The 24245-nt window shown below is 69.2% G+C and carries 16 protein-coding genes; 8 read left to right on the top strand and 8 right to left on the bottom strand.

Translation table 11 applies throughout. The features are described 5' to 3' along the window. Positions 1–19: 19 nt before the first annotated feature. Both KEG57_RS30870 and KEG57_RS30875 read left to right on the top strand, forming a co-directional pair. Entirely contained in the window at positions 20–1081 is a 1062-nt protein-coding gene (locus tag KEG57_RS30870; protein WP_272425094.1) for a tetratricopeptide repeat protein, read from the top strand. Positions 1082–1134: 53 nt separating this feature from the next. Then, on the top strand, positions 1135–2907 hold the full coding sequence (locus tag KEG57_RS30875; protein WP_272425095.1) for a hypothetical protein: 1773 nt from the start codon (positions 1135–1137) through the stop codon (positions 2905–2907). A 349-nt stretch (positions 2908–3256) separates the two neighbouring features. On the opposite strand, the gene KEG57_RS30880 is transcribed toward KEG57_RS30875, so the two are convergent. Continuing rightward, complete coding sequence (locus KEG57_RS30880; RefSeq protein WP_272428751.1) at positions 3257–3739, bottom strand: TIGR02266 family protein; 483 nt, start codon at positions 3737–3739, stop codon at positions 3257–3259. Positions 3740–3799: 60 nt separating this feature from the next. Then, entirely contained in the window at positions 3800–6394 is a 2595-nt protein-coding gene (locus KEG57_RS30885) for a glycosyltransferase family 39 protein (RefSeq protein WP_272428750.1), read from the bottom strand. Between the two features lie 141 nt (positions 6395–6535). Here KEG57_RS30885 and era point away from each other — a divergent pair, with 141 nt between their 5' ends. Next, entirely contained in the window at positions 6536–8137 is a 1602-nt protein-coding gene (era, locus tag KEG57_RS30890) for a GTPase Era (RefSeq protein ID WP_272428749.1), read from the top strand. Positions 8138–8139: 2 nt separating this feature from the next. Continuing rightward, entirely contained in the window at positions 8140–9540 is a 1401-nt protein-coding gene (der, locus tag KEG57_RS30895; protein ID WP_272428747.1) for a ribosome biogenesis GTPase Der, read from the top strand. Between the two features lie 6 nt (positions 9541–9546). Here the strand turns inward: der and KEG57_RS30900 are convergent, their stop codons facing one another. The 3 genes from KEG57_RS30900 to KEG57_RS30910 all read right to left on the bottom strand — a co-directional run bounded on the left by KEG57_RS30900 (position 9547) and on the right by KEG57_RS30910 (position 12484). Beyond that, entirely contained in the window at positions 9547–11295 is a 1749-nt protein-coding gene (locus KEG57_RS30900; protein WP_272428745.1) for a hypothetical protein, read from the bottom strand. 59 nt (positions 11296–11354) lie between these two features. After that, positions 11355–11735: a hypothetical protein gene (locus tag KEG57_RS30905; protein WP_272428744.1), complete on the bottom strand. Its 381-nt coding sequence runs from the start codon at positions 11733–11735 to the stop codon at positions 11355–11357. A gap of 128 nt (positions 11736–11863) precedes the next feature. Further along, positions 11864–12484 carry a hypothetical protein gene (locus tag KEG57_RS30910; RefSeq protein ID WP_272428743.1) on the bottom strand — a complete coding sequence of 207 codons (621 nt, stop codon included), beginning with the start codon at positions 12482–12484 and terminating at the stop codon, positions 11864–11866. A 327-nt stretch (positions 12485–12811) separates the two neighbouring features. Here KEG57_RS30910 and KEG57_RS30915 point away from each other — a divergent pair, with 327 nt between their 5' ends. Together KEG57_RS30915 and KEG57_RS30920 are read left to right on the top strand one after the other, a co-directional pair. After that, entirely contained in the window at positions 12812–15790 is a 2979-nt protein-coding gene (locus KEG57_RS30915) for a carboxylesterase family protein (protein ID WP_272428742.1), read from the top strand. Positions 15791–15821: 31 nt separating this feature from the next. Next, positions 15822–17063: a pectin acetylesterase-family hydrolase gene (locus KEG57_RS30920; RefSeq protein WP_272459102.1), complete on the top strand. Its 1242-nt coding sequence runs from the start codon at positions 15822–15824 to the stop codon at positions 17061–17063. A 66-nt stretch (positions 17064–17129) separates the two neighbouring features. On the opposite strand, the gene KEG57_RS30925 is transcribed toward KEG57_RS30920, so the two are convergent. Together KEG57_RS30925 and KEG57_RS30930 are read right to left on the bottom strand one after the other, a co-directional pair. Beyond that, the gene (locus KEG57_RS30925) at positions 17130–17846 is read right to left on the bottom strand and encodes a hypothetical protein (protein ID WP_272428738.1); all 717 of its coding nucleotides are present in this window, start codon (positions 17844–17846) and stop codon (positions 17130–17132) included. A gap of 121 nt (positions 17847–17967) precedes the next feature. After that, complete coding sequence (locus tag KEG57_RS30930) at positions 17968–19848, bottom strand: OPT/YSL family transporter (protein ID WP_272459103.1); 1881 nt, start codon at positions 19846–19848, stop codon at positions 17968–17970. A gap of 164 nt (positions 19849–20012) precedes the next feature. Between KEG57_RS30930 and KEG57_RS30935 the strand changes: the two genes are divergently transcribed. Next, a complete protein-coding gene (locus KEG57_RS30935) occupies positions 20013–21179 on the top strand; it encodes an oxygenase MpaB family protein (RefSeq protein ID WP_272428734.1) in 1167 nt (388 codons plus the stop codon). Positions 21180–21540: 361 nt separating this feature from the next. Here KEG57_RS30935 and KEG57_RS30940 read toward each other — a convergent pair whose 3' ends face one another. Beyond that, positions 21541–22920, bottom strand: a complete 1380-nt coding sequence (locus tag KEG57_RS30940; protein ID WP_272425835.1) for a DUF2330 domain-containing protein — start codon at positions 22918–22920, stop codon at positions 21541–21543. A gap of 197 nt (positions 22921–23117) precedes the next feature. On the opposite strand from KEG57_RS30940, the gene KEG57_RS30945 reads away from it, so the two are divergent. After that, positions 23118–24236, top strand: coding sequence for an MBL fold metallo-hydrolase (locus KEG57_RS30945; RefSeq protein WP_272425836.1), 1119 nt, complete (start codon positions 23118–23120; stop codon positions 24234–24236). Positions 24237–24245 lie beyond the last annotated feature (9 nt).

The following is a 24245-nucleotide window of genomic DNA, read 5'->3' on the forward strand; positions in this document are numbered from 1 at the left end:
CGCCGGGCAAGGTGCTCCCATGGATTGCCAGAAGTTCGACCAGGTCGTGATGGATGCGCTGTACGAGGAGCTCGACGAGCTCACGTACGCGGCGCTCCGCCGGCACGTGGAGTCCTGCGCGCGCTGCGGCGAGGCCTGGAACGGGCTCCGCGCGACGCGCGAGGTCGCGATGCTGCCGCTCGAAGAGCCGAGCCCCGGCCTCGAAGATCGCATCCTCGCCGCAGTGACGGACGCGCAACGCACGACGCCCTGGCACCGCAAGGCCCTGCGCGCCCTCGCCTGGGCCGGCAGCCACGCGATGCGGCCGCAGCTCGCGATGGCCGCGCTGTTTTTCCTGGTGATCGGTTCGAGCCTACTCTTGCTCCGCGCCAAACCCGGCACGGTCGGGATCACGCCGGTGCGCGTGACCGAGCGCGGCGTGCCCGCGCCGGACGAGGGGGATCTCTCGCAAGCTGCCGCCCCAGCCCAGCCCCCGCCGGTGGCCGCAGTGCCCATGCCGATGGCCGCCGCCGAGCCCGCGGAGGGCGCGAAGAAGAGCAAGGACGACGCGGCGGACAAGGCCGCGGCGAAGGAGACGGACGGCGCGGGGAAGGCGCTCGCCGAGGCGCGGGCCACGCGTGACGGCTCGGGCTGCGACGCGGCGCTCCGGCTGTACGACGACGTCGGCGCGCGTTACCCGGGCACGCCGCAGGCCGCCGACGCGATGTGGGAAGCGGCGCAGTGCCAGCGCAGCCTCGGCAACACGGATCGCGCGAGGGAGCTTTATTCGGCGCTCAAGCAGAGCGACGGATACAAGGCGCGCGCCGAGGAGGCGCTGAAGGAGAGCGAGGCGCAGACGCAGATGAACAACGCTGGAGGCGGCGCCGTGGCGAACCGCGCCGCAGCTCCGGCCCCAGCGCCGCCGGCCGCGACGGCAACGGTCGCCGGCAAGCCCGCGGGCAGGGCAGCCGCAGCCTCGCCCGCGCTGGAAACCGAGGCGAATGAGGCCAAGGCCGCGCCGGGGGGTGGTCCGGGCCGAAACGTGAACGCCGCGCCGAAACGCGCATACGAGCCCGCCCCGAGCAACGCCGCCGGCTACTGATCGGGTCATCAACGGCCTCCCGAAACCGGGCCGCGACCCGCTAGACTCGGCGCATGCGCCGATCACGCCTTTTCTTGGGCCTCGTTCCTGCCCTGCCCGTGGCCGTTGCCGTGGGCGCTTGCACCGAGGCGCCCGTCAACGTGGGCCTCGTCATGATGGCGCCCCAGGGGCTCCTCGACACGGCGACGCGCGTCACGCTCCGCGTCTTCGACACGGGCAACGCGACGTGCACGCCCGCGACGGGCCGCGTGGAGAACGCCCCCACGGGCGACGCCGTGCAGACGTTCGAGCTGCAGAAAGGGAGCTGCGGCGAGGGCGTCACGTGGTGCAAGGAGATCGAGCTCGATCGCGACGGCGCCGAGAAGATCTTCGCGGTCACGGCAGAGGGCAGCGCCGGCGTGCTCGCCGAGGGCTGCGCCGTGGAGAAGGTCGATCAGGACCCGCTCGAGGTGACGATCAAGGTCCAGCGGTACACGCCGCCCGCGTGCTGCAACGACGGCGCGATCGGGACCGGCGAGCAGTGCGACCTCGGCCCGGAGAAGGCGCTCGCCTGCGACGGCAGCCCCGCCGAGACGTGCGGCGGCATCGCGCCGGACGCGGTTTGTCGGTGCGACTGCACGGCGCAGGAGATCCTGCTCTCCGTGGACAACGTGGTGAAGCCCGAGCTCTACAACGACGGGCCGGGCACGAAGACGCACCTCGCGATGGAGTTCTGCCCGGGCATCGACGCAACCAAGAACGCGCTGCGCACCGCGTACACGAGCACCACGGGCAGCGGCGGCGGCGACATCCTGATGCGCTTCCTCGCCGCGGATCTCTACCCGATCCAGAAGCCCTATCCGCTCGCGCAGCAGCTCCAGCTCCCCGCGCGCTGCACCACCCTGACGGCGTCGGGCCCCCCGCTCGTGCAGCGTGATCCTTCGCTCGCGCCCGTCGGCTTGAATCACGTGGCGATCGTCTACGCGAGTGATCAGGAAGCGACGAACAACTACCACATCTACTTGAACGCCCAGAACGAGTGGGGCTGCGCGGACGTGCCGCCGCTGAAGGTCAGCACGCAGGTCGGCGACGTGCAGATCCGACCCGACATTGCAGGCGGGCCCGAGGACGCCGCACTCGTCGTGTGGAACCGCGGCACCGGCGTCTTCGGTCGCATCTGGAAGAAGACGGGCGATCTCGAGCCCGCAATGGGCGAGATCCCGATCGCGACGAACGGCTCGGCCCCGCGCGTCGCAGGCAACAAGGACGGCTGGGTGGTCGTCTACCAAGGCGCAGGCGACGGCGACGGCAACGGCATCGTCATGGTGATGGTCAAGCCGAACGGCGACGTCAGCACGCCCGAGCTCGTGAACGACGCGACGACGGGCCTGCAAGATCAACCCGACGTGGCGATGCTCCCCGACGGCCGCTTCATCGTCATCTGGCACGCGGGCGGCGACATCTTCTTCCAGCGCTACAACGCGGATGGGAGCCGCGTCCCCGGCACCGAGGATCAAAAGGCCGTGAACACCACGACCGCCGGCTTGCAACAGAACCCCAAGGTGGCCGCGGGTCTCGGCTTCTTCACGGTCGTCTGGGAGGACGAGCGCGGCACGATCGGCGCGCGCTTCATCGGGGGCACGTCAGGCTTCGGCTACAACAGCGTCACCGGCCAGAACGACGCGTTCGTCGCGAACATCCCCGATCCCGCAGGCACAAGCGGTCTCCGCAAGGGCCCCGCGGTGGCGATCGGCGGCGCAGGCTTCGTCGCCATCGGCTGGCAAGACGACAGCCCGAGCCACTTCGGCGTGTACGTGCGCCGCTTCCCGTTGCCGATCGGGCTGTAAGACTCGTCTTGGGGCCGCTGTGCTGGGGCGTTGCCCCAGGCCCCACCAGGGGCTGTCCGCCCCTGGACCCGGACCAGCGCAAGCGCTGGACCCGGGGTCGATGAACTGCGCGATGCGCAGTTCATCGAACAGGCCGCAGTCAAGACCACGAGCGACCCTGCTCATCAAGACAGCCGCGCTGCCCTTTCGACGGGCAACGTGATCCCGCCGGCCTGGTGGAAGAACCGCGCATCGCGCGGTTCTTCCATCCCGAGTCCAGGGCTTGCCCTGGTTCGGGTCGAGGGGCGAACAGCCCCCGCGGGGTCCGGGGCAGCGCCCCGGCGCGGCGCCCCCAGAGAGACGCGGACCTTCAGTTCGACGTGGGTCCGGCGGCCTCGCGCAGGTACGCGATCGTGCGGATCGTGTCGACGAGGCGCTCGCGCTCGGCGGCCGTGATGTGCACGAAGCGTACGCCCATGCCGGGGTTCGGGTTGTCGTGGAGCGGGCGGACCGCGTTGATCCACTGCACCGTTCCTTCGAGCACGAACGAATCCTCGCTGTTCGGCGGGGCAAACCGGAGCGTGAGGCTCGTGCCGACGGGCAAGGGATCTGTCGTGCGCACGAAGATCCCGAGCTCTGAGATGTTCGTGATCGCGGCGTAGAGGAACGTCTCCTCCGTCTCGCAATCCACCGACCATGTCACGTCGTATCTCTCCGAGGAACGCCGCTCGAACCAGCTCGGGCGGCTCGGGCTCGGCGCCTCGTCTCCGCGCGTTGACGACGGAGGTTTGTCCTCCGTGGCGGCCTCGTCGACCGCTCCGCGCTCCGGATCGCTCCCGTGACGCTCACCCATTGAATCACCCGCGTAGCCGCTTTCCACACGGGCGCCAAGGGATCCGGCAGGGCGCATCGATCAACGCACGCGAAGCGCTCCGCCGATGACGCGGTTCTCGTGGTTCGGGCCACGCGTCACCCGGAAACGCGTGTCTCCGGAGAAGAAGCCGAAATAGACCGTGTAGTCGCCTGGCGTGAAATTCGGCTCGAGCTCGAACACGTAATCGTCCACGACGATGTCGTTCGGCTGCCAGAGGTTCATCGCATATTTGCCGTCGAGCGCGGTGTGATCGCCGTTGTATCGACGCTGGAAGCCGTCGATGTGCAGGAAGGCCTTCCAGCTGCCGGTGATGGGCTTCACGACCCGGTAGTGGAACCGCATGTGGTACTTCCGCTGCGGGACCACGCTGTCCACGACCGTGCCGGCGCCGTCGCGGACCTCCCAGCCGAGCACGTCGAGTTGATCCTCGAACGCGGCGTCGACGACGTGGAGCTCTGGTGGGAGCGGCTCGTCGAGCACCAGCGCGCCGAGCGGGTTTTCGTTGCGCTGGCCCCCGAGATCACTCGATACGAGCAGGATCTGGCTCGAACGCGCGTCGAGCACGGGCAGGTTCGAGCTCTTCTCCTTGCGGTGGAGCGAGTTGAGGCGCGGGAGCTCCTCGGCGCGGACGATGAGCCAGCGGCGATCCGTGCCCTCGGTGAGCCATTTGAAGGCCTCCGCGGGATCGTTGAACTGCGCGACCTCGCCGCCCTGGTGGTAGTAGGCGATCGAGCGGGCGCGCACGCCGAGCAGGGCGAGCGGCTCACCGGGCTTCTGAAGGCGCGCGTATGCGTCGAAGACCTCCTTCGGCGAGAGCTGCGCGGCGAGCGCCGGGTAGTAGCCGAACGAGAGCACGGCGCCGGCCGCGAGCGCGGCGAGGAGCACGCCGGCGCCGCGCGGAAGGCGCGTGAGGCCGAGGGCGGCGCGGAAGCCGTCGCGAAGGGTTGCGAGCGAGATCGGGGCGATCGCGAGGACGAGCGGCACCGCCCACCAGAGGTTCAAGCCGGCGTCGATGAAGTTGCGCGGCAGCCTCTGCACGGACGCCCAGCCGAGCCGCGTGCCGACGAAGAGCATCGCGCCGAGGCCGACGAGCGCGGCCTCCACGACGACCGCGGCGAAGAAGAGGTTGCCGTTCCAGACCGTCGTGAGCTCGCGGCTCACCTTGCGGTAGTCGTCGGCGAGGCCGGCGGCCCACTGGTCGATCGTGCCGGGTTTGTCCGCGCGCCCTTCGAACCACGCGATCGCCACGAGCGCCGCGAACGCCGCGGCGGAGACGCGCATCAGCGTGGTCGCATCGTGCTCGAAGCTCTTCGGGAACACAGGTTTGTCGACCTCGAACACGCTGAACATGCGCCCGGGATCGAGCACCATGTCGCGGTAGAGCACGAACGCGAGCAAGGCGACGCCGAGTGCGAGGGCGCGCGATGGAGGCGCGCCTCGATCGAAGTCGGCCACGGCGAGCCCCACGACGCCCGCGAGCAGCGCGACGCCGCTCCACGGGAGGAACACGACGTGCGGCGTGAGCGCGGCGTATACGGCGTACGCGACGGCGGCGCCGACGAGCAGCGCGACACGCAGGCCCACTTCGCGCCTGCGCGCAGGCACGTCGAGCTCCACGGGCGCGCGGAACAGCCTGCCGAGGGCGAACGGCAGGAACGCGCTCCACGGGAAGAGCGCGTGACCGAGGTGCCGGATCGTCCGATCGAACGTCGCTTCCACGCTCGACTTCTTGGTCAGGGCGACCGCGAGCGCGCGCGGCAGCGGCGCGTCGGGCGAGGTGCGGAGCAGGAGCGAGATCCCGAGTCCCAGGGCCACGAGCCCGGCGATGAGCGAAAGCGCGCCGAGCGCGTGCTCGACAGTGGATCGCCCTGCGGAAAACCCTCCGAGCTCGAGCACGAGCCAGGTGAGCCCCGCGGCGAGCGCAGGCACCGCGACGCCGATCAAGAGCCCACGCGACATGTACCCAGCCGCGAGGCCGAGGGCACCGACGAGCAGCCACACGCCCTTCACGATCCACGTGCGCGTGCCCAAAACCTCGACCTCGGCGCCTTCCTTCGTGCCTCGCGCGCGATCGAACAGCGCGCCGACGAGGCCTGCAAACGCGATCGAAAGCGAGGACATCGTGACGATGTCGCCGAGCATCGTGCGCGCCTGCATGAAGTAGAGCGGCGTCGTGGCGAGCGCGACGGCGCCGTAGAGCGCGGCCCGCTTTCCCGAGAGGCGCGCGAGTAGCTCGTGCAGCGCGACGACGCCGACGAACGCCCAGATCGCGAGCGGCAGCCTTCCCGTCCAGTCCGCGAGCCCGAAGAGCCGGAAGCCGAGCGCCATCGAGGTGAACGGCAGCTCACCCATGCGCAGATCGCTCAGCGTGGGCATCTGGTTGATGGCATCGGGCAGCGCGAGCTTGTCCGCGTGGAAGACGTGGATCGCGATGCGGCGCGAAAGATCGGCCGCGTCGAGCTCGTACGGATCCCAGATCCCGCTCTTGCCGAGCGTCGAAAACAGCACGACGGCAGCGACCGCGAGGGCGAACGGACGGGACCACACGGCGAGGGAAGGCGCGCGGGCGGTCGCAGGGTTCGGCAGAGCGTCGCGGGTCGTACCGCCTTGGGCGCTCTCGGGGACGGCTTCCATGGGGGGCTTCTACCGCTGCTCGGGCCGGTAGCCAAAGGCGTTTGGCGGCGCGGGCGCGGGTGCGGCGGACGGGCATCCCAACGTGGAGATCCGTCAGAAGCCGTTTGAGGCCTCCCTCGCTGTCTGCTATCGCGCCGCGCTGTGAAGAGCCGCAGACCCGAACCCCGCGCCGAGCGCCCTGGCCGGAAGCCCGAAACCGCGCGCGAAAAGCCGTCCGATGACGAACGAGCCGGCGCGTCCCCGCGAAAGGAGGCGCGCGGGCCGAGGCCCGAGCGCGGCCCGCGCGGAGGTCGGCCGGGCGAAGAGACGCGCGGCGCGAAGGGAAAACCGCGCGCGGACGAAGCGCGAGGGCAAGGGCCCGGCGCGGCGCGTGGAAAAGGACCCGCGAAAAAGGGGGCGCCTCCCGCGCGCGGCGGCGGCGGCAAGGGAGCACGGCCGGAGGCGCGTGGCGCGGGGGCGCGGCCGGGATCACCTGGACGCGGCGGAAGGCCTGCGACGACGGACGATCTCACACGTGGACCGCGCGGCGGCACGGGCGAGGGGCGTCGCGACAGGACGGCGCCGCGTCCACGCCCCGAGCCTCGCCCGGCGCCCGAAGCGAGCGGGCCCTCGCGGAGCGGTACGGTCGCGCTCATCGGCCGGCCGAACGTCGGCAAATCCACGCTGCTCAACGCGGCGCTTCAGCAGCCGCTCTCGATCGTGTCGAAGACACCGCAGACCACGCGCGACGCGCTGCTCGGCGTGGTCCACCACGGATCCGCGGAGCTCGCGCTGCTCGACACGCCCGGTCTGCATCGGCCGCGCACGCAGCTCGGACGCGTGATGAACGAGGCCGCGCGGGACGCGGCGCGCCGTGCCGACGTCGTCGTCTTCGTGACGGACGTCTCGCCCCGCCCCGTGAAGCACAAGGAAGACGGCACGCCCATCGAGCCTCGGCCGCTCCTGCCGCACCCCGGTGATCTCGTCCTGCTCGCGGATCTCGCGCCGGATCGGCCCGCGCTTCTCGTCGTGAACAAGGTCGATCTGCTCCGGGACAAACGGCACCTCTTGCCGCTGCTCGAGGCCTACGGGAAGGTGCGGAACTTCGACGCGATCGTGCCCATCTCGGCGCAACGCGAGGACGGCATCACGCTCGTGCTCGACGAGATCGCGCGCTTCTTGCCCGAGGGTCCGTTCCGCTACGGCGTCGACGACGTCACCGACAAACCCGCGCGGTACTTCGCGGCGGAGTACGTGCGCGAGCAGATCCTCCGCGCCACGCAGGACGAGGTGCCGCACGCCACGGCCGTCACGATCGATCGCTACACCGAGCCGCGGGCCCCGGGTCAGGCGGTCCAGATCGACGCCACGATCCACGTCGAGCGTCAGGGTCAGAAGCGGATCCTCATCGGCGCGGCCGGCGCGATGATGAAGCGCATCGGCATCGCCGCGCGCGAGCGCATCGAGGAGCTCGTCGGCGGCAAGGTGGTCTTGCGCCTCTGGGTGCGCGTGACGCCGGACTGGCGCGAATCTCTGCCGCGCCTCGAGGAGCTCGGTTATGGCAAGGCGCGCGCCGGCGGGGCGGACGCGGCCGAGTACGTGATCGTTGCCGAGCGTGACACCGAAGCGGACGAGGCCGACGACGAGGACGCAGGCGACGAGGACCTCGACGACGACGGCGAAGAGGACGAAGACCGAGACGAGGAGGACCTCGACGACGACGGCGACGACGAGGGCACGCCCGACGAGGACGAGGAGGAATGACGATGCAAGAAGACCAACTCGAGCAGCCGGACGAGGGCGTGGCCCCCGCGCGGATGATGAGCGCTCCGCTGCCGATCGTTGCGATCGTCGGCCGCCCCAACGTCGGCAAGAGCACGCTGTTCAACCGCCTCGTCGGCAAAAAGACGGCGATCGTGCACGACGAGCCCGGTGTCACGCGCGACCGGCACTACAGCGACGTCACGTCGCGCGGGCGCAGGTACACGCTCGTCGACACGGGCGGCTTCGATCCGGAGAGCGACGATCCGATGCGCCAGGGGATCAAGCGCCAGATCGACGTCGCCATCTCCGAGGCCGACGTCATCGTGTGCGTGCTCGACGCGAGCCAGCCGCCGACCCCGGCCGATCACGCTGAGCTCGACCTGCTCCGCCGCGCGGGCAAACCGGTCATCTACAGCGCGAACAAGGCGGATTCGCAGCGGGCCGAGATGGAGCTCTCCGATCTCTACCGCCTCGGCGCGAAGGACATCATCCCCTTCTCCGCGCTCCACGGCCGGCGCATCGACGAGCTCGAGTCCGCGATCGCGGCCGCGCTCCCGCCTCCCCCGCCCGAGCCGGAAGAAGGCGCGGCGCCGGACGAGGCCATCCGCGTCGCCATCGTGGGCCGACCGAACGCAGGCAAATCCTCGCTCGTGAACCGCCTGCTCGGCGAGGAGCGCCTCATCGTGGACTCGCGCCCGGGCACCACGCGTGACGCCATCGACACGCGCATCACGAAGGGCAAACACTCGTTCCTCTTCATCGACACGGCCGGCATCCGTCGCAAGGCGAAGGTCACGAAGGAGGACAGCGTCGTCGAGGCGGTGAGCGTGCTCCACGCGATCCGCGCGATGGAGCGCGCCGAGGTCGTGGTCCTCTTGAGCGACGCGTTCGAAGGCGTGGCCGAGCAGGACGCGAAGATCCTGGGCCTCGCCGTCGATCGCGCCCGCGCCGTCGTCGTCGGCCTCAACAAGGCCGATCTGCTCGACAAGAAGTCGTTCGCGAAGGCCGAGGAGAACGCGCGGGACAAGCTCTCGTTCGTGCCGTGGGCGCCCATCGTGCCCATCAGCGCGAAGACGGGCCGCGGCGTGGGCAACCTGCTCTCCACGATCACGCGCGTCGCAGAGGCCTTCCGCACGCGCGTGGGCACCGGCGAGCTCAACCGCTTCTTCGAGCAGGTCCTCGCGAACCGCCCGCCGCCCACGTCCGGCGGACGCGCGCCGCGGCTCTACTACGTCACGCAGGCCGAGACGTCACCGCCGCTCTTCGTGGTCATGGCGAGTGATCCCGAGAAGATCCACTTCAGCTACCAGCGCTACGTCCAGAACCAGCTCCGCAAGAACTTCGGCTTCGAGGGCGTGCCGGTCCGCGTGAAGTACAAGGCGAGGCGCCGCCGCGGCGAGTGACGCCCATCAATCTCCACGGTGCGAGTGTCGCCCCGACGAGGGGCGGCTCTCGTTCACCGGGATCTCGACGCGCGGCACCTCGTCGCGCACGTGCTCGGTCCCCGCATCTTTCCACACCGGCACCGAGCGGCTGAACACCTCCAGCCGCTCGATCTCCTCGTCGTCGACGAGGCACCGCAAGCCGAGCACCGCCTGGTTGATCCCCGTGAAGCCGAGCGCCTTCGCCAGCGCGCGCAGCCGGTCCTGCTCGTCTTCCTGCGGCTCCGAGGGGATCGAGATCGCCTCGCCCGACGGCGTTTCCAGGTGCCCTCGCAACGCCGAGAGCGCGCTCCGCGACGGGCCCACGATCTCGCGCGCGAGCTGCCGCGCCGCGATCCCGCCCCGCACGAGGTACTGCTCGCGCAAGAGCTGCGCGTTTGTCCGACCAACCCGCGCGATGAGCAGCGCTTGATCTTGCCAGTCGCAGATCCGCTGCAGGCTGTAGGTCGTGTTGAAGAAGATGCGCGGCGTCGGCATGAACGCGAGCGCATGCGCCGAGTCGATCCGCTCCTCCGCGAGGCGCGCCACGTCCTCGTCGTTGAGCCCATCGATGAGGCCGAGATCGCTGCCCCGGATCGGCGCCGTGTTCCCCACGCCGAGCATCGTCGCCGCCCGATCCGTCACCGCGCGTAGCACGCGCTCGCCGAGCAGCGCCACGGCCACGCCCACGATCAGCGCGCCCTTGTAGCCCTGGAACAGGTAGCCCTTCTCCGCGGTGCTCGCCGCCTCCGGGCCGTCGAGCAGCGCCACGCCGAGGAAGAGCGTCGCCACACTCACGATCAGCAGTGTCCGCGCCGCGAACGCCATCATGCGCGCGGTCGAATCGTTGCTGGCCGAACGAAACAGGATCTGCCCGAGGTTCAGCGTGAACGACACCGTGCAAGCCGCGCCCACGGAGAGCGCGATGAGATGCCGGAGCTCGTTCTCGCTCCGCGCGTACCGGACCAGGATCACCGCGCAGGCGGTGAGGATCGCCGACGCGATGAACCCGAAGATCGTCGCGTGCCGCGCCATGCGCTGCACCGACTCGCGCATGAGCTCGTTCTCGTAGGCCCACATGCGCTCGACCTTCTCGCGGAGCTCGAGCCGATCCCGTATCGCCGTGCCCGGCGCGTAGCCCACCTTCAGCCGGAAATCGCCGCGCGCGAAGCGACGCTCGACCAGCATCGCCGAGCACACCGCGAGGATCATCGGCATCGCGCAGGCCCCGAGCACGCGCAGCCGCACGATCGGCGACGTGCTCCACTCCGCGAGATCCTGGTAGGCGACGGCGAGGATCCCGCCGAGGCAAGCGAAGATGATCCACCGCACGAACGACGGCGCGATGAGCGCGAGGAACCCGAGCAGCGCGCGGAAGCGGTCCTCGCCCGCCTGCATCGACTCGGCGAAGGATGCGCCGATGAGCGTGTGCAGGAAGAACACCACGACCCCGATCGCGAGCCCCGATCCGATCTCCGCGACGTACTGCGGGCGGTTCGGCGCGACGTACCGGAAGAACAGCACAGCGCCGGCGTAGGCCGCGATCACGAGGAGCGCGACCACGAGCGCGCCGCGAACCGCCGATCGGGGTTCGGCCGGGCGGACCAAAGGTGAGCCCTCGACGATCCGGGGCGGCGGCGTGGCGGCGGTGCGGGCCGCCTCGGCGCTCTTGCCGGGCACGTGCCGCAGGGTCGGCGGCGACACCGGCGATTCGGCGGGGGGCGCGGGATCGGGCAAGGCAGGACCTCCGCCTGCATCGTACCTGCCCGCGCTCCCCTCCCCGGCTCGAAATCGCGTCAACGCCGCATCGACGACATCGTCCGGCGCGAGCCGCGGTGCGAGAGCGTGCGGTCGTCGGGCTCGTCGATCTCGTAGATCTCGGCGTCCGGCGGCGGGCGGACGGCCTTGCCGTGCAATCCTCCGGGATGCTCGCCGCTCTCGTAGCGGGCGTCGCTCTCCTGGCTGCTGATGCCGCCCGCCTGAGCTTCGGCGATGCGCCGGATCGTGCGCTCGTCGGCTTGCTTCGGCCTCGTGCGGACCACGCGCCTTCCGGCCCCGAGACGTCCCCTTTGAACGAACCAGACCGCCGCGGCCACGGCCGAAATGAGCCCGGCCGCGCGCTGGATGCCGCGCCAGGCTCCCCGGACGCGGCGTTGCCACCTGCGAGGAATGTTCATGGGTGAAAGGCTGGGGAGGCGAGTCGCGATCGTAAAGCGCTGCCGGCGCGGGCAGTGTGCGGCACGAAAAAGCACGCGGCGGGAACGAGTGGCCTCATTCCCGCCGCAATGCCTTCTCGCGCGCTTCGTTACTTCTGCGTCGCCTTCCGCATCTGGCACATCAGGTCACAGACCTCGAGCGGCAAGGTCTCGCGCTTCGTCTTCTCCTTCACGACCGGATCCGTCTTCTTGGGCTCGGTCGATTTCACGTTCGTGTTCGGACCCGTCCGCTGCGTGACCTTCGTCTTCTCGGACGCGGTCGCCTCCTTCGTGGACGGCGTCGTCGCCTTCACCTCGGCAGGCGGGGCCGGCGGCGTCGCGGCGCGCTTGAGGGCCACCTCGAAATGGGGCGAGACGCGACCGCCCAGGGTCATCGGCTCGGCCTTCGGGCGCGCGCTCGCGGCGCCGATTGCCATCGCCGAGACCAGGATGGCGCCCACGGCGGCGACGGCCCACCGCCCCTTGCGGCTTTGCGTCTCGACCACCTCGGCGCGCGGCTCGGGGGCCGGGAGCGGGGCGGGCTCGGGCGCGCCGAATGGGAAGATCGGCGCGTGCGGCAGGACGGGCGTGGCCGGCTTTGGCGCCTCGGCCGTGGCTGCCAGGGCTTTCAGATCGATGATGCCGGAGTCATCGGAGCGCGCGCTCGTTTGATTCGTCGTGGGTGCGTCGTTCGAGGCCTGGGCCACGAGTGAGCTCAGCGAAAACATCACCGAGCCGTCCTCACGCGTTCCCGGGGCCCCCCTCGAGGACATCGTTGGATTGGATCGAGGAATGCTCTTCATGGCTCGTTTCTCGCTTTCTCCACGTTCACGGGTTCGGAGGCGCTGCCCCCGGCCCGAATGGCGACGGTCACTGCATTCGACGCACGACTGCGATGGAAGTTTTGGTGACCAGGCAAAAGTGCACGAAGGCTGAAATCACTCCGTAGGGGACGGGGCGCGAGCGCCCGGCTTGGTCCGGGGCGGGGCTCGTGGTAGCTCTGCCGGCTCGCGTGGACGGCCGACTTTTCCGGTCGAACGCGGCCATTTCCCCCTTCGATGCGCCCTCGGTTCCTCCTCCCGCTCGTGCTCGCCGCCCTCGCCGGCCCCCCGGCTTGCCGCCCGCCGGCCGAGCATGGCGTCGAGCAGCGCCCGCCTCCGCGCGCCGAGGCGTCGGTGCTGGCTCCCGCGGCGCCGGATGCCGCGCCCGGAGCCGTCTGCACGCCCGGTGAGGGCCGTTGCACCTCCGAGGACGTCGCGCTCGTTTGCCAGGGCGGTGAACGCTGGGTGGAAGAGCGCTGCGGCGAGGGATCGACCTGCCTCGGCGCAGGCTGCGTCTCCCTCCGCGCCGAAGGAAATCCGCCGGTCGCGCTCGCTCGGGAGGCGCTCCTCGCGCCGCAGGGCGAAGGCTGGTTCGACGCGTGGACCGCCGTGGGTCCGCTCCCGGGCCCCTTACCCGAAGGCGAAGCGACGATGTCCCCCGACGCCGGCGCCCCGCCCTCGCCGCGCCCGATCTGCGCGAAGGACGGTTACGTCGACGTCCACGAGAAGGCCGATTCGAAAAAAGGCCCGAAGCCGCCGACCCATTTCGTCCTGTCGGGCCACCTCGTCTCCGGCCGCGCGCAGCGCATCCTGCTCGCCGCGGGTGTCTCCGGCCACGTGCGGATTTCCTTGGGCGGAAAGCGCATCCTCGACACCACGCGCGAGGCCGATCCCCCGCCCTTCCGCGACGAGACGCGGATCCCGCTCGACCTCGATCGGGGCGTCCATCGAATCGTCGTCGAGGTCGAGCAACCGACCCCTGCGCCCACGGGCTTCTGGCTCCGCGCCCGCTCCCCTTCCGGCGGACCCGCGCCGGACCTGCTCTTCGCCACGGCCCCCGAGGCCACGTGCACGCCGGCCGAGCTCCTGCGGGCCGAGATCCAGAAAAAACCCACGGCCACGGGATTCGAGGTCTCCGTGCGGCCCGCGTGGGTCGGCCTCGGCCCTCGGAAACCGCAGGATCTTCCCTACCGCGCCGAGCTCGCCTCCGAAAAAGCCGAGGCCCGCCTGCTCGGCGAGGGCCTCGTCCCCGCCGCCTCGCTCGGCACCCCCGAGGGCGCGTTTTCCCTCCCCATTCCCTTCGAAAAAACCGGGACGACCGACCTCCGTCTCCGCCTCGGCGCAGCGCCCGGGACCGAGCAGAAGATCCCGCTCGTCTACCGCGGGTCCTTACAAAAACGCGTCATCGCACTCGCGGGCAAACGCGAAACCATCGAGAGCTCTTCGGCCACCCGCGGCGAAAAAGACAGCCTCCTCGCCCATATCGACGGCCTCGTCGAGAACCTCGCGCAAAACGATCCCGACATCTCCTGGATCAAGCGTCAGACCGACGAAGCCGAGGCCCTCCTCGCCTCGCTCGAAAAGGGGGAAAACCCCTACGCCGGCCGGTTCGGCATCCAGCGCCGCGCCTATCGCAGCCCGCTCGACGGCCGCCTCCAGCCGTACGTCCTTCACGTCCCGCGGGCCTATCGCCCCGGGGGCAAACCGCTCCCGCTCGTCGTCGCCTCCCATGGACTCGGCAATCGCCCGGAGATCGCGCTGCGGGTCGTCGTCGGCGAGGCGCCCGAGGCTGGCTTCAACGGTCTGCTCGAAGCGCGCCATTTCCCGGGTTTGCCCGACCTCGGCGCGTTCATCGTCGCGCCGTGGCACTTCGGCAATGCGGGCCAGCGCCACCTCGGCGAGGACGACGTCCTCCGGGTCATCGCCGAGGTCCGCGCGCATTTCCCCATCGACGAGCGCCGCATCTCCATCACGGGCTACTCGCTCGGCGGCACGGTCGCGTTTTACCTCCCCTTCCATTACCCGGACCTCTTCTCCGCCTCGGCCCCGCTCTGCGGCTATCCGAACCTGCTCGGCTGGGAGAGCATCCGCAAAGCCCCGCACACACCCTGGGAAGACGTTCTTCTCGCCAAACGCTACATCGTGAACTGGGCCGAAAATGGCCAGCACGTGCCGCTCTTCATCGTCCACGGCGGAAAGGACGATCCCACCCGCTCGCAGCTCGTCGCCGATCGTTATCGCTCCCTCGGCTATCCCTACAAGTTCGACGTCCAGGAGGATCTCGACCACAACGTCTGGGATTATGGCTACGAGGACGGCGACATGATCGGATGGCTGAAATCGCATCGCCGGCCGAAAGCTCCGGAGCGCGTCCGGTTCGTCACGGGCGAATGGCGGTACGACCGGGCGCACTGGGTGCGCCTGCTCGGCATGGAGGTCGAGGACAAATTCGCCGAGATCGACGCGCGCCATTCGAAGGCGGACGGCATCACGGTGAAGACCCGCAACGTGGAGTCGTTCGCCCTCGATCTAGCGCAACTCTCGCTGCGCGAAGGCGCGGGCGTCACCGTGGACGGCGCGGCGATCGAAGGGCCTTTCGCGGCGGGGATGCTCTGGCTCGTCAAGAAGGGCGGCGCGTTCGTCCGCGTGCCCGAAGAACCCTCGCGCAAAGGGCGCAAGCGGGCAGGCATCTCGGGCCCGCTCGACGACATCGATCGCCACGGCCGCCTCGTCGTTTACGGCACCCAGGATCCGACGCAGATCGAGACGAACCGCCTCGTCGCCGAGCATTTCGCCTCCTTCGACACCTTCGCGGCCCGTTTCCCGGTGAAATCGGACGTCGAGATCACCGACGCCGAGATCGATTCCCGCAGCCTCGTCCTCATCGGAAACCCCCGCTCGAACCGGGTCACCGCGCTCCTCGAAAGCGCGCTCCCCATGCGCTTCGAGCCCTCCGCCGTCACGTTCCGCGGCAAGCGGCACGAGGGCGAGGACGTCGGGCTCTCCTTCATTTATCCCCACCCGCGCAACCCGGACGAATACGTCGTCGTACACGCCGGCGTGGGCTCCGCCGGCACCCTCGCGAGCCGCCACCTCCCGCGCTTCGCCCCCGATTTCGTCGTCTATGACGGACGCATGACGGTCCAGCGTGGTGGTCACTTGCTCGACCGGCGCGTGGCGATCGACGGCGGCGTCTTCGGGATCGACTGGAATTGAGTTCCCTTCCGGGACACCTTAGCGTCGATCCATGCGCACGCACTCGATCCCGTGGCTTGGTTTCGCCGCGCTCGTGACCGCTCTTTGCGCGGGCTGCGGCGGTGATTCGGAACCTCTCACGACGTCGGGCCTCCTGACCGGCGGCAGTGCGTCGAGCGGCGCGGGAGGAGCCGGGGGCGCGGGTGGAGGAGGCGGCGGCGGCGCCGGGCCGACGTGTTCACCCGAGGGCCCTTTCGACGGCCCCGCCATCAAACCGATCGACGCGCCGCCCGGCGAATGGACCTGGATTCCGGTCGACGGCGCGAAGTGTCGCGACGGCTCGCCCACGGGGTTCGGCATTCGCCCGCAGACGGGCTCGGACAAACTCGTTCTCTACCTCGAAGGCGGCGGCGCCTGCTTCAATGGCACGACCTGCGGCATCAACCCGGGCAGCTTCGGCTCCGTCACGTTCGCTGGCTGGAAAGGGACGGTCGGCAATGGCGGCATCTTCGACACGGGCAATGACGAAAATCCGGTCAAGGACTGGAACATGGTCTACGTCCCGTATTGCTCGGGCGACATCCACGCGGGGAACGCGAACAACGTCGACATCCCCGGCGCGCTCACGCCGAAGGATCAAGCGTTCGTCGGGTACACGAACCTTTATCTCTACCTGAAGCGCATCCTCCCCACGTTCCCCGGTTTGTCGAAGGTCCTGCTCACGGGCATCAGCGCGGGCGGGTTCGGCGCGGCGTACAACTACGATCGCGTGGCGCAGGCATTTTGCCCGACGCCCGTGGTCCTGATCGACGACTCCGGCCCGCCGATGTCGGATTCGTACATCGCCCCCTGCTTGCAGGATCGCTGGCGCACGCTCTGGAACCTGAAAGAAACGCTGCCGGCCGATTGCGCCGACTGCACCGGCGCGGACGGCGGCGGGATCGTCCATTACGTGGACTACATCGGCAAGAAGTACCCGACGAGCCGGCTCGGGCTCATCTCGTCGACACGCGACAGCGTGATCACGCTCTTCTTCGGGTACGGCAAGAACGACTGCCAGAACATCGACGGCATCACCACCGCCGTCTCGGGCGAGGTGTACGCGCAAGGGCTCGACGAGCTGCGCAAGACGCACATGAATGGCCCCGGCAACTGGGCGACGTACTACGTCGACAGCACGATGCACACGTACCTGCTCACCGGGCTCTACTCGACGGGCGTGAACGGGAAGAAGCTCTCGGACTGGGTCGGCGACGTCGTGAACGACGGGCCGATGGAGCACATCGGGCCCTGAAAAAGGAACGAGGAGCCGGGGGAGGGACCCGGCCCCTCGTTTAAGGGGTGCGTTCGAGCACTGGGATCAGCGCTGCGCGACGCGACGCGGGCGGAGCGAGACCGACGCGATGCGGAGCGGCTCGACGGTGTCCTCGCCGAGCGCCATGACGAAGTCGTCGTTCGCCGTGAGCACGGAATCACCCGCGATCACGAAACGCTCGCCGCCCTCGCCTTCCGCGACGAGCTGATCCTGCGGCACGATCTGGCCTTCGCGCAGGGTCGCGTCGAGGACACGCACGTCGGACGAGGTGCTCGTCGCGCGCAGCGTGACCCACGCGCTCACGGGCGTCGGCAGGGTCGCGAAGGACGTGTTCCCCGCGAAACCCGCGTACACCCAGGGGGTGTCCTTGGCCATTCGCTTCCAGCCGGCGCCTTGCTCGTCTTGCACGTAAAACGCGCCGTGCGCCGCGTCCGCGATGAGCCGTCGCGTCTCGCCATTCGCGCCCGTCGCGATCACGTCGGCATACACGAGACGGCCATCCGGGCCGAGCTCGGCGTATTCCATCACCTTCATCGCAGCGACCTGCGAGACGCCCGAAAGCGTCTCCGAGCCATCGCTGCGGACCGTGCGCTCGACACGTGCATGAGGCACCGAGCCCTGGGAGAACACGTAGACATGGTCTCCTGCCAGGGCGGGCGCCTCCACGCACGCCTCACGCGAGGAGGCGGCGTTCCCGCAGCCCGCCGAAAGCGAAGCCACGAGCGCCGAGAGAACCAGAGCGGAGATGTGTTGCGTCTTCATGGCACCCCTAATCGAGCGACGGGGTGCCGTTATTTCAAGACGTCGCGATTTTTTCTTTCGGCGGACGCGGGAGGTCCGAAGGACGAACCCTCGCGATCCTGATCACACGCGCGCGGCGTCGTCAGGATAGCGACGTCGGAGGCGCGGCGGGCGGCGGGGGCGTGGCCGCGGCGGGCTTGAGCAGGACGTTCGAGAAGAGCCCGTGCAGGCCCACGGCAAGCGCGTAGAGCGCCTCGCCCGCGATGAGGCCGCCGCCGACGAGCGACGTCGTGCTCATGTCCTCGGGCAGATCCTCGCCCTCCTTCTTTTGCTTCGCGGCCACGCTCTTCTGCCAGGTGTTGTACGCGGACGAACCCACGCCGCCGACGGCGAACCAGACGCAGACCATGAGCTCGACGAAGCCGCCGAACGACGACGCATACGGGCTCGGCAAGAGGAACGCGTCCACCACGAAGCCCGTGGCAAACCCTTCCTTCGAGCCCTTCACGAAGTTCTTGTAGCGCTCGCTCGCGTGGAGGACCTTGCGGAGGACCTCGGTGCTAATGCCGATCGCGAGGCCGATCGCGAGCGCCTTCACCTTGTAGGTCGGCAGGTAGCCGATGTCCTGCAGCGCGCCGACGAACTTGAACGTCATCGCGCTCTGCCACTGTCCGACGTCAGCCTTCGGGTTCGCGAACGAGTTGATCGTCAGCACCGGGTAGGCCTTCATGAACGTCTGCGCGAGCACGACGCAGAGCACCGCGCCCATCAGGATGCCGATGCTCTGGTAGCGGAACTGCACCGTGCGGTTCGTGCCGAGGCGATACCCCGTCGAGCGATCCTGCTGCATGTCGCCGCCAACCGAGCACGCGACGAGAAGGATGCTCGCGCTCATGAGCCCGACGCGCGGATCCTTCAGTCCGAGGCCGCTCATGAGCAGGACCGCGATCACGAACGCGCTCGAGATCGGGTTCGAGTCGCTGATGCCGAGCGAGATGCCGTTGATCAACACGAACACGCTCGTCAGCAGGATGGCGAAGATCGTGAAGCCGAGCGGCTGCCCCATGACGAGCGTCGCCACAGCCACGAGCGCCGCCGCCCAGAACACGATCCACGCGACGAGCCGCTTCGGGTTGACCTGCTTCCACGCGTCCTTCGCATCCGCCTCGAGGGGCTTGCCCGCCTGCGCGCGCACGCGCCGGACAGCCTCGACAGCGATGAGCGACATGTCGACCACCGCCGCGCCAAGGATCATCGCGAGCGCGATCAAGAAGCCGATCTTGCGGAAGCTCTCGCCCTCCTTGAGCCAGCCGATCGAGACGAGGTAGGGCGTGATCCACTTGCCGATGAGCCCCATCAAGAGCGCAGGGATCGCGATGCGCGCGCCGACGACCATGCCCGCGCCGATCGTCGACGCCGAGAGCTGCGTGGCGCCGACGGCCGGCAGCCTCTCCACGAGCGCCGCGAACACCACGCCCGCGCCCGTGCCGCCGCCAAGCTGCCCGATCGAGCGCTTGAGCAAGCGTTTGTCCGTGAGCGCGCGAAGGATGTTCGCGACCGCGTAGCCGCTCGGGTAATCGAGCTTCAAACGATCGACGAGGATCGGCGTGTACACCATGCCGAGGCCGACGCCGAACATGCCGATGCACGCGAAGAAGAGCGCAAGGTGATGCCACGGCGGCATCGGGATCCCGAGCCACGTCATCGCCTGGATGAGCACGCCCATGCCCGCCATGCCCGCGACGCTCGCGGCCATCGTCTGCATGTAGTTCGCGCCGTGTTTGCCCTCGGGGCCGTAGCCATACGTGACCGCGCTGCCGAGGATCCCCGCGAGCACCTGCCCGCCAACGAAGAACCCAAGGCTGAAGTTCATGTACGCAGCAGCGATGCCGCCGAGCGGGCCGAGGACCAAGATCGCCACAGCCGAGAGGAGCGCGTGGTACGCCGGCGTGTCGATCTTCGGGAGGAAGGCAAACTTGGGGCGCGGCGCCTCCTCGGCGGCGGCGGAGGAAGGGGTTGTCATCGGGAACGGGATGCTAGCAGCACGGACGGGCGCGCCTAGCGCTGGATCGCAGGCAAAGTATGTCCGGGAAGACGGGCCGACCGGGGAGGCCGAAGAGAGTCTGGACGAACCGCCAAAGGCCGCTCGCCAGCGGGCTCGACGGACCCTATGGTCTCCAGGTCCCGATGATCCCCACGCGCTACCAGAACCTCGAGGAAGCCCGCGCACGCTTCGGCGACCGCGTGGACCGTCTTGCGCCCTTCCTGCTCCGCGGCGATCCACTGGCCGACGCCGTGATCGAGGAGATGGAAGGCGCCCCGGCCAGTCGCGGGTTTTCCCTCCTCGACAAGGCCCTCCGCGCCCCCGAGACGCGCGGCCTCGAGCTGCCCCCGGCAATGCGCGCCTTGCTCGAATGGTCCTCCCACGTGCCCGCCTGGGTCGATTGGGATGCCGTCCAGCGCGGCGGCGAGCTGCTTTTGCGCTCAGGGGCCCTCGGGGGCGCAGTGCTGGGCACCTACTCGCTCGTGCTCGGGTACACGTCGCCCGGGGGGAACAAGCCGCTCGTCTTCTCGGGTCAGCTCGTGGAGCGCGCGCCGCGCCGGCTCGGCGAAACCTCGCGCTTCGTGCAAGCGACAGCGCAACCCGGCGGGCTTCTTCGCACGGGCGAGGGATTCGCAATCACCCTGAAGGTGCGGCTCATGCACGCGAAGGTGCGGCAGATGCTGTCGCGTTCGCCCAAATGGGACACAGCAGCGTGGGGCCTGCCCGTGAACCAGCACGACATGGCGGGCACGTCGCTCCTGTTCTCGCTCGTGTTCCTCGAAGGAATCCGCGCATTCGGGCTCGAGGTCGATCGCGACGAGGCCGAGTGCTTCATGCACCTCTGGCGTTACTCGGGGCACCTCATCGGCGTGGATCCCGAGCTGTTGCCAACGAGCGAGTTCGACGCGTGGAACCTCGGAAACCTCATCCGCGCGACAGAGGGCCGGCCCGACGACGACTCACGAGCACTGACGCACGCCCTCTTCGAATCGCCAATCCAGCAAGCAAGGACGCCCGAGGAGAAGCGGCTCGGCGCCTTCCGGCGGAACATCGGCATGGGTTTTTCGCGGGGGCTGCTCGGCGACGATCTCGCCGACGAGCTCGGAATCGAGCGCACGCCGTTCGTCGCAGCATTCCACGCCCTCCGCGCAGTGACGCGGGTAGCCGAGCAAGCACGCAAGCGCTCGCTGGCAGCCCATCGCAAGGCCATCAGCTCAGGCGCGCGTTACTGGGACATGGTGGTGCAGGAAGGACTCGGTGGCGCCCCAGCACATTTCGCGCCGCCAGAGCGCCTCTCGCGCGCAGCGTAGCGTAGCGTAGCGCCGGGGTTTCACCCCGGACCCCGACCAGGGGTTGTCCACCCCTGGACCCGGACCAGCGCAAGCGCTGGACCCGGGGTCGATGAACTGCGCAATGCGCAGTTCATCGAACAGGCCGAGTCAAGACCGGCGACGGGCTTGCCAGCCAAGGCAGCAGGGCTGACGTGTCTGCTCGACGAGGGGGGCAGCGCTGCTGTCTCAGCTGGCAACGCCGTTCGTGGTCTTGCCCCGGGCCCGTCGGAAAAACCGCGCATCGCGCGGTTTTTCCGCCTTCGGTCCAGGCCGTGCCGGGTCCGGGGTGCAGGGGGCGGACAGCCCCCTGCTGGGGTGCGGGGCAACGCCCCGCGGCGCATCACCTACGGCGGCGGCGTGCCACGGACAGACCGAGTGCGACGCTGAGGAGCCCGAGTGCGGCTGTGGTCTCGCTGCTGCTCGACACGGCGCAGCTTGCGCTGCTGGCGCTCCCGTTGCCTTTGCCGTCGCCGAGGTTGTTCCACCAGCCGCCGCCGTTTGGGTCACCGGGGATTTCTGAGCCTGGATCGCAGGGCGGGTACTCGGGGCACGTGGGCGGCGTGCCGATGGCCTTCGTGGCTTGGAAGAAGTTTGAGACGGGCACCTGCTCCGTTGCCGCGCCGAGTGCGAGATCCTTGTTCAGGGAGGCTCGTGCGAGCTCCGTGTTGATGCGCGTCAGCCAGAGCTCGTTCTCGTTGATCCCGCCGAACATCTTTTCGAGGTCGGCTTGGAGCTCCTCGTTTGCGGTCACGTATCCGTCGCTTGGATCGCCGTAGCCGCTCTGATCCGGCAGGAAGCTCACGAGCTGTTCGAGCCGGCCGCGGATGTCCCACGACGACGTCGGCTGCGCGTACTGGTTCAGCCAGTTCGAATTGTTTGCGGCCTTGAAGGCGTCGTCCTTCAGCGTCGCGTAGTTCGAATTGACCTCGTCCCAGTTCCACACGATGTCGGCCGCGTTGATCTCGAACGACGAGAAGTTCTTCGTTTCGTAGCGACCCTCGGCGAAGACCCAGAGCGTCATCGGGGCGACTGCGCCTGTGCCCGCGGCGACCATGCGTAGGGGCAGCGTGTTGCTCGCGCCGAGCGTGGTGATGCGTACGGGACGCATCGAGCTCACGCCCTGGCCGGGGACGAGCTTCAGTGCGAGGAAGTCGAAGCCCTCGCCGACGTAGGCGTCGATGATCGGACCGACGTCGGCGCTGATGTTGTAGCCGTTCGTCGTGAGCCAGTCCTTCAGGGCGTTCGGGTCCGACGACGCGAGTTGCACGGTTTCGTAGGGGCCGACGACCTCCTGCGAGATCACGTCGACGCCGCCGCCGGCCGAGTCGCCGCCTGCGCCGCCGGCACCACCTACCGAGCCGCTTCCTTCCCATCCGCCCCAGCAGGAGGGCGGCGGCGGGCAGTTCAAGGGAGGTGCCGCGACGGACGTCGCCGTGCGCTCACTGAGGACTGCGAAGACTGCGTCCGAGGACAAACCGACCTCGACCTGGCCTTTGATGGGCAGGATCCAGGCGAACGACGTGGGCTCGCCGGAGTATTCGATCTGGTCCCAGAGGGTCGTCGAGGTTTGCGAGACCGAAAAGATCATCCGGTGGCCGGTGACTTGCGTCGACTCGTCCTGCGGCGGGACGCAGCCGCCGCAGGCGGCGGCGTCGTGGGTGTTGGTCACGACGGCGGTGACGAGCGGGAGCGAAAGGAAGAGAGCGTGGATGAGCTTCATGCTTGGCAACCTCCGGGCAGCGAAGCTGCCGGAAGGCATGCCGCGTGCCTCTCCGATTCTTCGGCCGTTTCATGATCCCGGAGTCTGCGCTGCGGCTCTTTCGGGCACATCGGGGCACACGTTGACACGATTGCACGGAGGTTCTCGGCGACGCGCCTTCGTGGTAGGGAGGGGCCCGAACGAGGAGCGAGATTGTCATGCGCGAACCTTTGGATCCCGTGCTCCGACCGATCGACGTTTTCGCGGGCGCCCGTGACGCGTCGCGCCCCGAGGATCGCCTGCGCGAGGTCCGAAAACGCGCGGCGCGCCTGCGCGAAGAGCTGCTCTCGGCGCCGCCGGTGCCTTGTTATCGATCCCGCGGGCTCGTGCGTGTCCCCTATCCGACGCGGTATGCGCTGCGCGATGCCTTCCGCGGCCCGACGCCGTTCGTGCACATCCTGAACCGCGTCTTCCTCGTGCAATTCGAGGCCGAAGGCAGGCTCCGCACCCTGCTCGCCTCGCCCTCCGACATCCGCGCCAATGCCGAGACGCCGTTCTTCAAGCGCCTCGGCGGCATGTTCGGCCCCTTCAAGGACCTCGGCCAGCGCCTCATCGCGCCCGAGCTCGGCACCGTGGAATCGTGCCTCGCCGAGGCGGGGCTCTTGCCCGAGGACATCGATTACATCACGTACGATCACCTGCACACGCAGGACGTGCGCCGCTGGCTCGGCGCGCACGAGCGTCCCGGCTACTTTCCACGCGCAAAACTCCTCGTCATGCGCCAGGAATGGGAGAGCACGCTCGCGCTCGCGCCGCCGCAGCGCGACTGGTATTGCCCGGACGGGATCGACGGTGTCGATTCCTCGCGGATCGTCCTGCTCGACGGCGACACGAAGCTCGGCGAGAGCGTCGTGCTCATGGCGACGCCCGGCCATACCGAGGGCAACCATTCGATCGTGGTGCGGACGAGCGAGGGGATCTTCGTGACGAGCGAGAACGGCGTCGGCCCCGACGCGTATGCCCCGCGCGCTTCGCGGATCCCGGGACTCCGCCGATACGCCGAGGACACCGGGATGGAGGTCGTGCTCAACGGCAACACGCTCGAGCGCGGGCTCGACCAGTACATCTCGATGGTGCAGGAGAAAGAGGTCGCGGGTGCGTCCCGGCAAAACCCGGATTTCCCGGCGATGGTCAGCTCCTCGGAGCTCAGCGCCTACGCTCTGTTCCCCGGCGTCACGCCGACGTTCTCGTTCGGCGATCTCACGCTGGGCAAACCCGCGCGCCCCGCGCGCGACAACACCAAAACCCGCGCCACCGGCGCGGCTCTTTCGGCCTAGGAGGCGACA

The sequence above is a fragment of the Polyangium jinanense genome (genome assembly GCF_028435365.1).